Annotated in this window: 12 protein-coding genes and 2 pseudogenes; 1 reads left to right on the plus strand and 13 read right to left on the minus strand. The window is 63.9% G+C overall.

The genetic code is table 11. The annotated features are described in order from the left end of the window. Positions 1–78: 78 nt before the first annotated feature. From LAN37_15175 to hfq, 13 genes and pseudogenes are all read right to left on the minus strand, one after another. A complete protein-coding gene (locus LAN37_15175) occupies positions 79–876 on the minus strand; it encodes an FHA domain-containing protein (protein ID MBZ5648555.1) in 798 nt (265 codons plus the stop codon). Continuing rightward, complete coding sequence (locus LAN37_15180) at positions 858–1,682, minus strand: Stp1/IreP family PP2C-type Ser/Thr phosphatase (GenBank protein ID MBZ5648556.1); 825 nt, start codon at positions 1,680–1,682, stop codon at positions 858–860. The genes LAN37_15175 and LAN37_15180 overlap by 19 nt, the downstream gene beginning before the upstream one ends. Positions 1,683–1,953: 271 nt before the next feature. After that, positions 1,954–2,364, minus strand: a complete 411-nt coding sequence (locus LAN37_15185; GenBank protein MBZ5648557.1) for a F0F1 ATP synthase subunit epsilon — start codon at positions 2,362–2,364, stop codon at positions 1,954–1,956. Between the two features lie 4 nt (positions 2,365–2,368). Beyond that, on the minus strand, positions 2,369–3,817 hold the full coding sequence (gene atpD, locus LAN37_15190; protein MBZ5648558.1) for a F0F1 ATP synthase subunit beta: 1,449 nt from the start codon (positions 3,815–3,817) through the stop codon (positions 2,369–2,371). Between the two features lie 16 nt (positions 3,818–3,833). Then, positions 3,834–4,892, minus strand: coding sequence for an ATP synthase F1 subunit gamma (atpG, locus tag LAN37_15195; GenBank protein ID MBZ5648559.1), 1,059 nt, complete (start codon positions 4,890–4,892; stop codon positions 3,834–3,836). A 3-nt stretch (positions 4,893–4,895) separates the two neighbouring features. Then, positions 4,896–6,437, minus strand: coding sequence for a F0F1 ATP synthase subunit alpha (gene atpA, locus LAN37_15200; protein MBZ5648560.1), 1,542 nt, complete (start codon positions 6,435–6,437; stop codon positions 4,896–4,898). A 107-nt stretch (positions 6,438–6,544) separates the two neighbouring features. Continuing rightward, positions 6,545–7,084 (minus strand): ATP synthase F1 subunit delta, encoded by a 540-nt coding sequence (gene atpH / locus LAN37_15205; GenBank protein MBZ5648561.1) that lies wholly within the window; start codon positions 7,082–7,084, stop codon positions 6,545–6,547. Further along, entirely contained in the window at positions 7,084–7,821 is a 738-nt protein-coding gene (locus LAN37_15210; protein ID MBZ5648562.1) for an ATPase, read from the minus strand. The genes atpH and LAN37_15210 overlap by 1 nt, the downstream gene beginning before the upstream one ends. A 5-nt stretch (positions 7,822–7,826) precedes the next feature. Continuing rightward, positions 7,827–8,294 carry a hypothetical protein gene (locus LAN37_15215; protein MBZ5648563.1) on the minus strand — a complete coding sequence of 156 codons (468 nt, stop codon included), beginning with the start codon at positions 8,292–8,294 and terminating at the stop codon, positions 7,827–7,829. Between the two features lie 302 nt (positions 8,295–8,596). After that, a pseudogene (locus LAN37_15220) lies at positions 8,597–8,977 on the minus strand (four helix bundle protein). 78 nt (positions 8,978–9,055) lie between these two features. Further along, positions 9,056–9,538 (minus strand): YbaK/EbsC family protein, encoded by a 483-nt coding sequence (locus LAN37_15225; GenBank protein ID MBZ5648564.1) that lies wholly within the window; start codon positions 9,536–9,538, stop codon positions 9,056–9,058. A 239-nt stretch (positions 9,539–9,777) separates the two neighbouring features. Continuing rightward, complete coding sequence (hflX, locus tag LAN37_15230; GenBank protein ID MBZ5648565.1) at positions 9,778–10,977, minus strand: GTPase HflX; 1,200 nt, start codon at positions 10,975–10,977, stop codon at positions 9,778–9,780. Positions 10,978–11,274: 297 nt separating this feature from the next. Beyond that, a pseudogene (hfq, locus tag LAN37_15235) lies at positions 11,275–11,481 on the minus strand (RNA chaperone Hfq). Between the two features lie 425 nt (positions 11,482–11,906). On the opposite strand from hfq, the gene LAN37_15240 reads away from it, so the two are divergent. After that, positions 11,907–12,464 (plus strand): urate hydroxylase PuuD, encoded by a 558-nt coding sequence (locus LAN37_15240; protein ID MBZ5648566.1) that lies wholly within the window; start codon positions 11,907–11,909, stop codon positions 12,462–12,464. The last annotated feature ends 70 nt before the right edge of the window (positions 12,465–12,534 follow it).

The following is a 12,534-nucleotide window of genomic DNA, read 5'->3' on the forward strand; positions in this document are numbered from 1 at the left end:
GTCGGTGACCACGGGCAAAAACAAAGGACGGGCGCGTTGCCCGTCCTTTCTGAGTACTGAGTACCGAGTACTGGGTCCCTAATCGGCGTAGCCGAAGGTCATCTGCACGCCGGAAACCTCGACGATGTCGCCGTCGTTGAGCTGGAACTGGCCGCTGATGGCCTGACCGTTGACCTTGACCACGATCTTTCTCTCCGAGGCCGAGATCATGTATCTGCCTTCACTGCGGTTGATGGCGGCGGCCACCTGGGGTTTGAACCAGCCCCTCAGCTTGATGGACGCCATCTCGGACTTCCCGATCACCGTCATCTTGCCGGTCAGGGTGTAGCTGGGCTGGTCGGTCTTGCCGGAGATGACGCTGAGACTGCCCACGCGCTCCTTCATCGGTGGCGGGGGAGGCGGAGGCGCCTGGTAAGCCGATCCCGCACCGGAGCCGGCGGCGGGAGCCGCTGCGGGCGCTCCGCCGGCGCGCATCTGGGCCATCATCTCCTTGGCCTTCTTGGTGTCGAGCACCATGGTGGCTTCCATCTTGGGCACGGGCTTGGTCGCGACCTCGGCCATGGTGTGCCCGGTGGGCGCGTCCTCGTGCCACTCGTCCTTGAAAGCCAGCGTGTGCTTGCCGATCAGCACGGCATCGCCGTCCGCCAGCGCCTGCTTGGTGATCTTGCGGTTATTCACGAACGTGCCGTTAAGGCTGTTGTTGTCCTCGATGACGTAGTGGTCGGTTTCCCAGTAGATCTTGGCGTGGTGCCCGGAGACGGCAAGATTGTCGATCTGCACCGTGTTGTCAGGCGTCCGTCCGATGGTGACCAGGCCTTGGCCGAGCGTGATCTCCTTCAGGACCTTTTCTTCGAACTTCAGAGCGAGTTTTGCCATTTGTGGGCTCCTCCGGGAAAGATGCTGCGCCACCAGGACTGCTGCACCAGGCGCAAAAGCACGCAGGTGATGTTGTCGTCGCCGCCGTCGTCCTTGGCGGCGCTGATAAGCTCGTCGCACGCTTTGTCGAGCGTGGGGGCAGACTGCACGATCTGCAGGATCTTGGGGTCCTTCACGTGCTTGGTGAGGCCATCGCTGGCCAGCATGAGGACGTCACCGGGCATGGCCATCAGGTCGTCCACGTCGGGCTCCACCGTCTCCTCCGAGCCCAGCGCGCGGATGATGATGTTCTGGATGGTCGAGGACTCGGCTTCTTCCATCGTGATCAGCCCGCGGCGCACCTGTTCCATCACCAGCGAGTGGTCGTTGGTGAGCTGGCGGATCTCGCCGCCGCGAACCAGGTAGATGCGGCTGTCGCCGACGTTCACGATGGAAAAGAAATTCCCCTTCACGGCGACCGCCACCACGGTCGACCCCATGCCGGCATGTTCCTTGTTCTTGCCGGCGCTCTCGAAGATCTCGGCATTGGCGAGTTGCACGGCGCTGGCCAGCGCATTGGCGCGCTTCGAAACCCCCTCGAACTGTTTGCCGAAGGACGGGAACAGGCCGTTCTTGGCGTGCTGGCGGAAATAATTCAGCACCGTATCGACCCCCAGCTTACTGGCCACTTCGCCCGAAGCCGCACCGCCCATGCCGTCGCAGACGACAAAGATCCCGCAGCGGGTATCGTAGCCGAAGTTGTCTTCGTTGTTGGTGCGGATGCACCCCAAATCGCTCTTTCCGGCTACCTGGACAGCAAGGCTCATTCAGACGTTCCTGGGTTGACTGCGCACATCGTACCCTAACGCCGGTACGTTTGGCTGCTGATTTTCCGCATGCCGGAGGCCGAAGAACGGCGCTCGGCACGGCTGTCGGCACGGGGGAAGTTGGCGGATTGTACCGAGCCAAGTTCCTGATTGGCAAGCACTTTCCCACTTCCTCGGAATGCGATCGCCAGGCCGGAGGCTGCGGCCTCAGCCGTCGCCCAAAATGAAAGGACCGCCGGGTGATGGGCGGCTTTTCTCGAACCACTCAACTTCAGGAATGGCGCTTGGCGGCCACCGCCAGGCGGGTCTCGGCGCGCTGCAGCGCGTTGAGGGCGCGCGGGTAATCGATGTTGGGATCGCCCGATTTCAGGTACTGCTCGGCGCGGTCGCGCTGCTCCTGGGCGCGCTCGATGTCGATGTCCTGGGCGCGCTCGGCGGTCTCGGCCAGGATGGTGACTTTATCCGGCAATACCTCGGCGAATCCCCAGGCGACCGACAGGTGCTCCGTAGCTCCTTCTTTGCGGTAGGAGATCTCGCCGACGGCCAGCTCGGTGATCAGCGGCGCGTGCCCGGGCAGGATGCCCAAGTAGCCGTTCTTGCCGGGGATCTGGATCTCCTCGGCGGTGTCGCTGACCACCTTCTTGTCCGGCGTGACGATCTCGAGTTCGAAGGTCTCGGCCATGGTCTTACGCCGCCGCGCTCTGCTTCATCTGCTCGGCAGCTTCCTGCACTTCCTCGATGCCGCCCTTCATGTAGAACGCCTGCTCCGGCACGTCGTCGAGCTTGCCCTCGAGGATCATGCGGAAGCCCTTCACCGTGTCGGCGATCTTCACGTACTTGCCCTTGTGTCCGGTGAACTGCTCGGCCACGTGGAAGGGCTGGGAGAGGAAGCGCTGCATCTTGCGGGCGCGGGCGACGATGAGCTTGTCGTCTTCGCTCAGCTCGTCGATGCCCAGGATGGCGATGATGTCCTGCAGGTCCTTGTAGCGCTGCAGCGTCCGCTTCACTCCCTGCGAGACTTCGTAGTGCTCGTTGCCCACGATGCGCGCATCCAGGATGCGCGAGGTCGAAGCCAGCGGGTCCACCGCGGGGTAGATGCCGATCTCGGTCAGCGCGCGGCTCAGCACCGTGGTCGCGTCCAGGTGAGCGAACGTGGTCGCCGGCGCCGGGTCGGTGAGGTCGTCGGCGGGCACGTAGATGGCCTGCACCGAGGTGACCGATCCCTTCTTGGTCGAGGTGATGCGCTCCTGCAACTCGCCCATCTCCGTGGCCAGGTTCGGCTGGTAGCCGACGGCGCTGGGCATGCGCCCCAGCAGCGCGGATACTTCCGAACCTGCCTGGGTGAAACGGAAGATGTTGTCGATGAAGAGCAGGGTGTCGGACGCCTCGACGTCGCGGAAGTACTCGGCGACGGTGAGGCCGGTAAGGGCGACGCGCAGGCGCGCCCCGGGAGGCTCAGTCATCTGGCCATAGATCAACGCCGCCTTCGATTCCTCGGGCTTACCGGGCTTGATGACGCCAGATTCGCTCATTTCCAGCCACAGGTCGTTGCCCTCGCGCGTGCGCTCGCCCACCCCTGCGAACACGGAGTAGCCGCCGTGCTGCTTGGCGACGTTGTTGATCAGTTCCATGATCACGACCGTCTTGCCCACGCCCGCGCCGCCGAACAACCCGATCTTGCCGCCTTTCAGGAACGGCTGGATCAGGTCGACGACCTTCACACCGGTCTCAAACATCTCCGCTGTAGTGGATTGCTCGTCGAACGCCGGCGCCAGACGGTGGATGGGACGCGTCTCTTTGTGCGCGATCGGCCCAAGGTTGTCCACGGGTTGGCCGATGACGTTCATGATGCGACCCAGCGTACCTTTGCCCACGGGGATGGAGATGGGCCCGCCCTGATCGATGGCCTTCATGCCACGCACCATGCCGTCGGTGGGCTGCATGGCGATGCAGCGCACGCGCGCCTCGCCCAGGTGCTGCTGCACCTCGAGGATGACGTCGATGGGCTGGGGCACGTTGAAGCCCTCGCTCACCACGCGGATCGCTTCGTAGATGGGAGGCAACGTGCCCTCGGCGAACTGCACGTCCACCGCGGGGCCCGCGATCTGGATGACTCTTCCGATGTTTTCAGCCATAAATGATTCCTGGTCCCTACAGAGCGGCGGCGCCGCTCACGATCTCAATGATCTCTTTCGTGATCTTCGCTTGCCTGGCTCTGTTCATGGCCAGCGTCAAGCTGTCGATCATGTCGCTGGCGTTGTTGGTCGCCGAATCCATGGCGGTCATGCGGGCCGCGTGTTCCGCGGCCACCGACTCCAGAAGCGCCCGGAAGATCTGGATGGCGACGTATTTCGGCAGCAGCGCGCGGAACAGCTCGTCCGCGGCCTGCTCGTAGATGTAATCGACCTGGGCGGTGCCGAACTGCGCGGCGCGGCGGTCGATCTCCGTGGTATCGGCGGGCGCCAGGGCCACGCCCGCGGTGGCCGCCGCCTCGGCGGCGCGCTCACGGTGCTCGTCGGCCATCTCCTCGGCCTGCCGTGTGCCGCGGGCGCCGATCTCCCCGATGGGCAATATCTCTTCCACCACCAGCCGTTGCGCGATGACCGACTTGAATTCGTTAAACACCACGAACACCGAATCGATCTCGCCGCGCGCGTAGCGCTCGATCACCTCTTCGGCCAGCTCGCGCGCATGGTCGAACTCGATCTTGCCCAGCATGCCGACCATCTCGCCGGCGATCCAGGTGCCGGCCTCGGCCACGGCGCGCTCCGCTTCCTCGCCCGGCTTCGGCTTAGGCTTCATCTTGAAGCGGCGCCCGAAGAAATCGCGTCCCTTGCGCCCGATGGTTTCGATCTCGATGTGCTTGCCGGCCTTGGAGTCGAGGAAGCGCTGGGCGGCCTTCAGGATGTTGGTGTTGAAGGCGCCGGCCAGTCCGCGCTCGCCGGTGACGACGATCAGGAAAATGCTCTTTCCCTCACGGCGCGCAAGCAGCGGATGGCGCGGCTCGCCCGTCTCCGGGTCGTACACCTCGGCGCGCGAGACCAGCGATTTGAGCACGCTGGCCAGCATCTTAGCGTAGGGACGCGCCGAGAGAGCGCGCTCCTGGGCGCGCCGCAGGCGGGCCGCCGAGACCATCTTCATGGCCTTGGTAATCTGCCGCGTGTTCACCACGCTGCGGATGCGCCGCCGGATGTCGAGCAGGTTCGCCATTCGCTATGCCTTGGCGGCGACGGCAGCTTGCCGCTCCGCCACGAACCGCTCCTTGAATTCGCCGACCAGCCTCTTCATTTCGGCCTTGAGCGAGTCGTCGAGGATCTTCTTCTCCATGACCCCCTTCAGCAATGCGCCGCCCATGGTCTCGGCGTACTGATACAGGCCCTTCTCGAACTCGCGCACGTCCCCGATCTTCAGGTCGTCCAGGAAGCCGTTGGTGCCGGCGTAGATGATGAGGATCTGCTTGGAGAACGGCAGAGGCTGGAACTGGTTCTGCTTGAGCACCTCGACCAGGCGCTGGCCGCGGGAGAGCTGGGCCTGCGTGGCCTTGTCGAGTTCGGAGCCGAACTGCGCGAAGGCCGCCAGCTCGCGGAACTGCGCCAGCTCCAGCTTCAGGGTGCCGGCCACCTGGCGCATGGCTTTGATCTGCGCGCTGCCGCCCACGCGGCTCACCGAGAGGCCGACGTTCACCGCCGGGCGCACGCCCGAGTTGAACAGATCGGACTCAAGGTAGATCTGGCCGTCGGTGATGGAGATGACGTTGGTCGGGATGTAGGCCGAGACGTCGCCTGCCTGGGTCTCGATGACGGGCAGCGCGGTCAGCGACCCGCCTCCGTTCTTGTCGCTCAGCTTGGCGGCGCGCTCCAGCAGGCGCGAGTGCAGGTAGAAAACGTCGCCCGGATAGGCCTCGCGTCCCGGCGGCCGCCGCAGCAGCAGCGAGATCTCGCGGTACGACGCGGCGTGCTTCGACAGGTCGTCGTAGATGCACAGCGCGTGCCGCTTCGTGTCGCGAAAATATTCTCCGATAGCGCACGCGGCGTAGGGCGCGATGTACTGCATGGGCGCGGGCTCCGAAGCCGACGCGGCGACCACGATCGTGTATTCCATCGCCCCGGCGTCTTCCAGGATCTTCACCACCTGCGCGATCGAGGAGCGCTTCTGCCCGATCGCGTTATAGATGCAGATCAGGTCGTTGCCCTTGTTGTTGATGATGGTGTCGAGCGCGATGGCGGTCTTGCCCGTTTGCCGGTCGCCGATGATCAGTTCGCGCTGTCCGCGGCCGATGGGGATCATTGAATCGATGGCCTTGAGCCCGGTCGCCATGGGCTCGCGCACCGGCTGGCGGTCGATGACGCCGGGCGCGATGCGCTCCACCGGAATGAACTTGTCGGTGTGGATGGGCCCCTTGTCGTCGATGGGCTGGCCGAGCGCGTTGACCACGCGCCCGATCATCGCATCGCCCACTGGGACGCTCATGATCCGCCCGGTGCGCCGCACCTGGTCGCCTTCCTTGATCTCGGTGTACTCGCCCAGGAGCACGGAGCCTACCTGGTCTTCTTCCAGGTTCATGGCGATGCCGGCCACGTCGTGCGGGAACTCGATCAGTTCCCCGGCCATGACCTTGTCCAGGCCATGCAGGCGGGCGATCCCGTCGCCCAGGCTGATGACCGTGCCCACTTCGTCCACGGAGATCTTCGACTCATAGTTCTCGATCTGCTCGCGGATGATCTTTGTGATTTCGTCAGCTTTGATCCCTGCCATATGAATTCTCAGTCCGTTCGGCGATTAGCGTTTAGCGATTGGCGTTTGGCCCGCCAACTCGATGGCTGAACGCTAATAGCTAATAGCTAATCGCTAATCGCTAACAGCTATCCCGCGCTCAACTGCTCCTTCAACCGCTGTAACTGCCCTTTTACCGACCCGTCATAGATGGTGCTGCCGACCCTGACCACGGCGCCGCCCAGCACCTTTTCGTCGCGCCGGTAATGTGCGCGGACTTTCTTGCCGGTGATGGACGCGATCTGCTGCTCCAGCGTCCGTTTCTCGTCGTCGGCCAGGTCCCGCGCCGTGGTGATCTCGGCGTCGGCGATGCCCAGCCGCATGTCCAGCTCCTCCCGGAATTGGCGCGCGATCTCCGGCAGCGCCGCGATGCGCCGGTTGTCGATCAGTACCGCGACCAGGTTGCGCGTCATCTTCGACGCGCCCACCGCGTGAATGATCTTGTCCAGCACCGCGCGCTTCTGCGGCGCCGGCACTGACGGGCTCTCCCAGACCGTTCGCAGCGCGGGCGTGCCCGCCAGCATCTCCGCGATCGATCTCAACTCCTCGACGCTCTGGTTGGGATCGAGCTTCTTTTCGAAGACCACGTCCACGAAGGCGCGCGCGTAGCGGCTGTTGACGGCGGCCATTACTTGCCGTCCTTTCTCAGCTGGTCGGCGAACGTGCGCACCAGTTCGCGGTCTTCGCCGGCGTTGACGCGGATCTTCCTCTCGGCCAGCGACACGGCCAGTTCCGCGGCGTAGGCCTTCAGCTCCGTGCGGGCGCCGCGCGCGGCGGCGGCGATCTCCTGCTCGGCGGTCTGCACCACCTTCTGGCGGTCCTCCTCCGCGGCGGCCCGGATGCGCTCTTCTTCCTTGCGCCCCTCTTCCTCGGACCCGCTGCGCAGGCCCGCGATCTCCTGGTCGAGCCGCGCCAGCCGGCCCTCGATGTCGCCCAGACGGCGGTTGGCTTCCTCGCTCGCCTTGCGCGCTTCTTCCATCGCCTTCTGGATCATCGCCGTCCGGTCGCGGAACATGCCCGGCAGCGCCTTCTTCAATCCCCAGAAAATCAGGATGGCGATGACGGCGAAGTTGGCGATGGTGCTCACCCAGTACGCCGCCGTCAGGCTCAGGCCGGTGATGCGCGCAAGGAAATGCACCGAGGGCGATTGCCGGAACTGGGCCGACTCGTCCTCCTCGCTCGCTTCCTTTGACGCTTTTGCGTGCCCCGGCTGAGCGCTCGGCTGGGAGGCGGCGTGGTCAGCGGGTTTCTGCGGCTCGACGGAAGCCTGCGGCTCGCTGGGGGGCGCCGGCGCCTTGTGCTCCTGCGCGAAAACCAAGGCAGAGAAGGCGAGCACGAGAGCGAACACGACGGTGCTGCGCTTCATGGCCATCACTGCTGCCCCGTTGCGGATGCCGAGACCGGCTTGAGGATGATTCGGATGACTTGGTTGGCCAGGGCCTCGGCCTCACCTTCGAGACGCCCCTTGGCGGCGGTGACGTCCTGCTCCATGGCCTGCTTGGCGGCGCGGACCTGGGCGTCGGCGGCGGCGCGCGCCTCGGCAACGGCTTTGGCACGTCTTTCCAGCGCTTGCTGGCGCCGCTGCTCCTGCGCCCTGTAGAGGGCGAGTTTGGCGTCGCGAAGGCGCTGCTCGTAATCGGCGGTCTTGGCGTCGGCGGCCGCCACATCGGCGCGCGCTTTCTCGATTGCGCCGTCGGTGCGGGCGCGCCGCTCCGCCAATACATCCTTCAGTCGGTTGTGGACGATGTTGCGGTAGGCGATATACAGCAGGATGAAAAGTACGACCGTCGGAACGGCTCCGAGCAGTAATCCACCTAGTTGCCGAAGGATTTCATCCATGAATGTACGGGCCAGCCTGAGAGCGGGGGTCTAAAACATAAAAAATTAACATTCACCTGCCCTTCTGTCAATTTGAGAAATGGGCGCAATTGCAGATTTTTCAGATGTTTGCGGGCCGGACGGGAGCAGACTCCCGCCTCCCGCCCGTAAGTTTCCTTGACAAGCGGGAAAGTGGGTTTACCATGTAAGTATCACCTCCGATCCGTTTCAGGATCGAATGGGCCGGTCGCGTAGGAATTGTCACCGCTTCTACGCAGTCGGCCCATTTAATTTCTGAGTACTCAGTACTCGGTATCCAGTACTCAGATCGGATTCGCTGTTCCTGTACGCTTTTTTACCGAGGCAGTCAGCCCGTTCAGGACGCGACCTAACTCTGCGGTCTGTTTCAATAACTCACGCTCATGTGCATCGGGTAGATATCCGAGGCTGTGGGCGATCATCAACTGTGTTTCCAACTCTACGAGCGAGCCACGGGCCACCCGCAAAAACCGGTGAAACTCAGGGTTTGAGTAGCGAGCTTGTCCCTCCGCGATGTTGCTCGGAACCGAAACGGCGCACCTCTGGATCTGCTGGGTCAACCCGTACTGCTCGTGTTTTGGGAACGACTTGGTAGCTCAATACACTTCCAAAACCAACTCCATTCCCTTCCGCCACGCGACCAGATCCCGGTATGTTTTCGCCATAGGAATTCTCCCCGTCGATACTCAGATGCCTGCATCGGCGCAACAACTGAGTACTGAGTACCGAGTACTGAGTACTTCTTAGGCCGCCGGGGTGTATTTGATTCGCGCCACGCGCACTACCACGGGCTTGACCAGGCGCGCAAAATCCTCGTACGACATCTTGATCAGCTCGTAGTGCGAACCCGCGTTGAAGGCGATCTCCTTGTCCGCGGCGAGCGATTCGTCCACGTACACGGTCATGTCGTAGAGGTTGCCGAAGGGCGGCATGGCGCCCGTCTCGCAGCCGGGGAAGCAGTTCTGGAAGTCCCGCTCGTGGGCGATGGTGACGTTCTTTCCCCCGGTGACCCCGCGCATCAGATCGAGGTCCACGTGATACGAGGCCGGCAGCACCACCATGGCCAGTGCATCGTCGACATTCACGATGACGGTCTTGGCCAGTTCCTTGCCGGGGATGTGGGTCAGCGCAGCAATACCCTGCGCCGTGAAGGCGGCCGAATGTGTGATGGCGACGTACTGGACGTGGTTGGCGTCGAGGAACTCGCGCAACTTGGCGACTGGCATAAAAACCTCCACGCGTGCGGCATTCGGCGGAGGAACCAGTTTCCGTGCTGGCCGCGCCGGTGTGACTGCCCGTAGGCAGCACCACACGACCCCGCACGCTAAGGGCACGATTTCACATCCTGGAATACACGTCAGTAACGGGCGTCACACAGGGACGTGCTGAGGGGAAGAAGTACCCAGTACTCAGTTAGAACCTGCTTGGGCGCTGTTGACGTGATCTGAATACTGAGTACCGAGTACTAGCTCGTCACCACAAACTCTTGCAGCTTCCGCAGCACCGACTCCGGCGCTTCCGCCTCGAGGTGCACGACTCCATCCTGGTACTCCCGCGCGTACACCCGAGCCTTCCCTTCCAGCATCGCCAGCGCCTTGCCTTCGCGCTGGGGGATGGCGAGCTTGACCCGCCGGAGCGGGTCGTCCTGCAGCATCGCGTCGATGCGGTCGAGCAGGGCGGAGACTCCGGCGCCGGTGACCGCTGACAGGTGCACCGTGTGCGCATCGTCCTCCAGCGCATCGCGCTGGGCCGCGGGCAGCAGGTCGATCTTGTTCATCACCCGGATGCGTGGCTTGCTGTGCGCCTCCAGCTCTTGCAACACCTTGTCCACCTGGATGTCCTGCTCGTGCCGGATGGGGCTGGTCACGTCCGAGATGTGGAGGATCAGCGAAGCGCGCTGTACCTCTTCCAGAGTGGCGCGGAAGGCCGACACCAGCGTGTGCGGCAGATTGCGGATGAACCCGACGGTGTCGGAGAACAGCGCCTTGCGCCGCGAGGGCAGGATGGCCGCGCGGATGGTGGGGTCGAGCGTGGCAAACATCTTCGCCGACGCCAGCACGCCAGACTGCGTCAACTGGTTGAACAGCGTGCTCTTCCCCGCGTTGGTGTAGCCCACCAGCGCGACCGTGGGAACGGGCACTGACTCGCGCCGCTGCCGCTGCTGCGCCCGCACCCGCCGCACGTTCTCCACTTGCTCCTGAATATGCCGGATGCGCCGGTTGATCTTGCGGCGGTCGGTCTCCAGCTGGGTCTCGCCCGGTCCGCGAGTGCCGATCGGCCCGCGCGCTCCCGCCGACGTCCCCGCGATCTGCGACATCTGCACCCCGCGCCCGGTCAGCCGCGGAAGCAGGTACTCGAGCTGCGCCAGTTCCACCTGCAGCTGGCCTTCGCGCGTGCGCGCGTGGCGGGCAAAGATGTCGAGGATGAGCTGCGTGCGGTCGATCACCCGTGCGTCCGCGATCTTCTCGATGTTGCGCTGCTGCGAGGGCGTCAGGTCGTGGTCGAACAGCACCAGATCGGCGCCCGCCGACGCCACCATCCCCCGGATCTCTTCCAGCTTGCCCTTGCCGATCAGGGTCGCGGGATCGGGCTTGTCCTTGGACTGGATGATCTCTCCCAGCACCTCCGCGCCGGCGCTGGTGGCCAGTTCGCGCAGCTCGGCCATGGACTCTTCCGCGCTGAAGTCGGCGCTGTGCGCGGTGGTGGTGCGGGCGACGGCGGCGGCGTCGCGCGCCTGCGCGATCACCGACGACGCTGCCTTGCGCCGGCGAACGTCGATCCCCACCAGGAACGCACGCTCGCGCACCTCGCGCGAGACACGTGTCCCTTCCGAAATGTCTGAGAGTCGCTTGCGGCGCGGTGTGCCGCGAATAACTTATCCCTCCGTGCCGGACGGAGCTGCGGGCGTGGCCGCCGGAGGCGCAGGCGCCGTGGCCGCGGGCTTGGGTTCCACCGCGTGCGGCGCCTTGGCCATCACCACGGTCGAGATGGCGTGCTTGAAGATCAACTGCTCCTGGTTGTTCGTCTCCAGCACCACCGAGTACTTGTCGAAGGAGCGGATGCGGCCGGTCAGTTTCACCCCGCTGAGCAGGTAGATGGTAATGTTGATCTTGTCCTTGCGGGCGGTATTAAGGAAAGAATCCTGGATATTCTGTGCCGGCTTGTCCATGTGGCCGTTCTCCCTTCCCTGAGGCAGCGCGCCCCAGCCGAGGCGTAAAAGACATCTGCCAAACCCCTGTAACGATACGACTCTGTCCCGCGCTTTTCAACCGGTGCGCGGCCCGGCCCGGGGCATTGACAGGGGCGGGGGCGGCGTGGAAAGATGCGTCCACTTTTCACTTGCGGGCTCGTTCGCATTCATCGCCTTTCTCGTGACACAGACGTTTTTGGGCCCCAGCAATCGAACTGTCCGGAGGAACGCCGATGTCCGCAACCGTCGCCCTCGCCGCCTGGCTCATGCCCAGCCACACCCCCATCGAAACCTTCGCGGTCATCCTGCGCTGGATCCACCTCCTGGCCGGCATCACCTGGATCGGCCTCTTGTACTTCTTCAACCTGGTCAACGTCCCCTGGATGAAGCAGGTGGACGCCTCCATGAAGCCCAAGGTCTTCCAATACCTGACGCTCCCTGCGCTGCAATGGTTCCGCTGGAGCGCGCTGGTGACGGTGTTCGTCGGCTTCTGGTACTGGGCGCAGATCTATGTGGTCGCCGACGCCGAACGCGACCAGATGAGCCCCTGGGGCACGATCGGCCTCTTCCTGCTGATCTGGATCGTCGCCTGGGCCATCGAATATGTCGTGCTGCTGAAGATGCTGCCCAAGGGGCCGGTTTTCGCCGTGATCGTCGCGGTCATCGTGTCGATCGCCGGATTCCTGTTCGTGAATTTCTCGCCCGTAGGGCAGGACGACAACCACGTGCTGGCCATCGGCGTGGGTGGAGGCATGGGCCTGTTCATGATGCTCAACGTCTGGGGCATCATCTGGCGCAACAACAAGAAGGTGATCACCGGGGTGCTCGCCGGAACGCCGCCCGCCGACGGCGCCACCCTCGCCCGTCAGGCCTTTCTGGCCTCGCGCGCCAATGCCTATCTCTCCATCCCCATGCTCTTCTTCATGGCCAGCAGTTATCACTACGTGATCCTGGGCCGATAAAGAGGAGATGCTTCCAAAGGGCCCGCGTCACGGCGCGGGCTCTTCGTTTATTGCAGCAATCGGCACTAAG

The sequence above is a fragment of the Terriglobia bacterium genome, assembly GCA_020073495.1.
Classification (GTDB): domain Bacteria; phylum Acidobacteriota; class Terriglobia; order Terriglobales; family Acidobacteriaceae; genus JAIQFD01.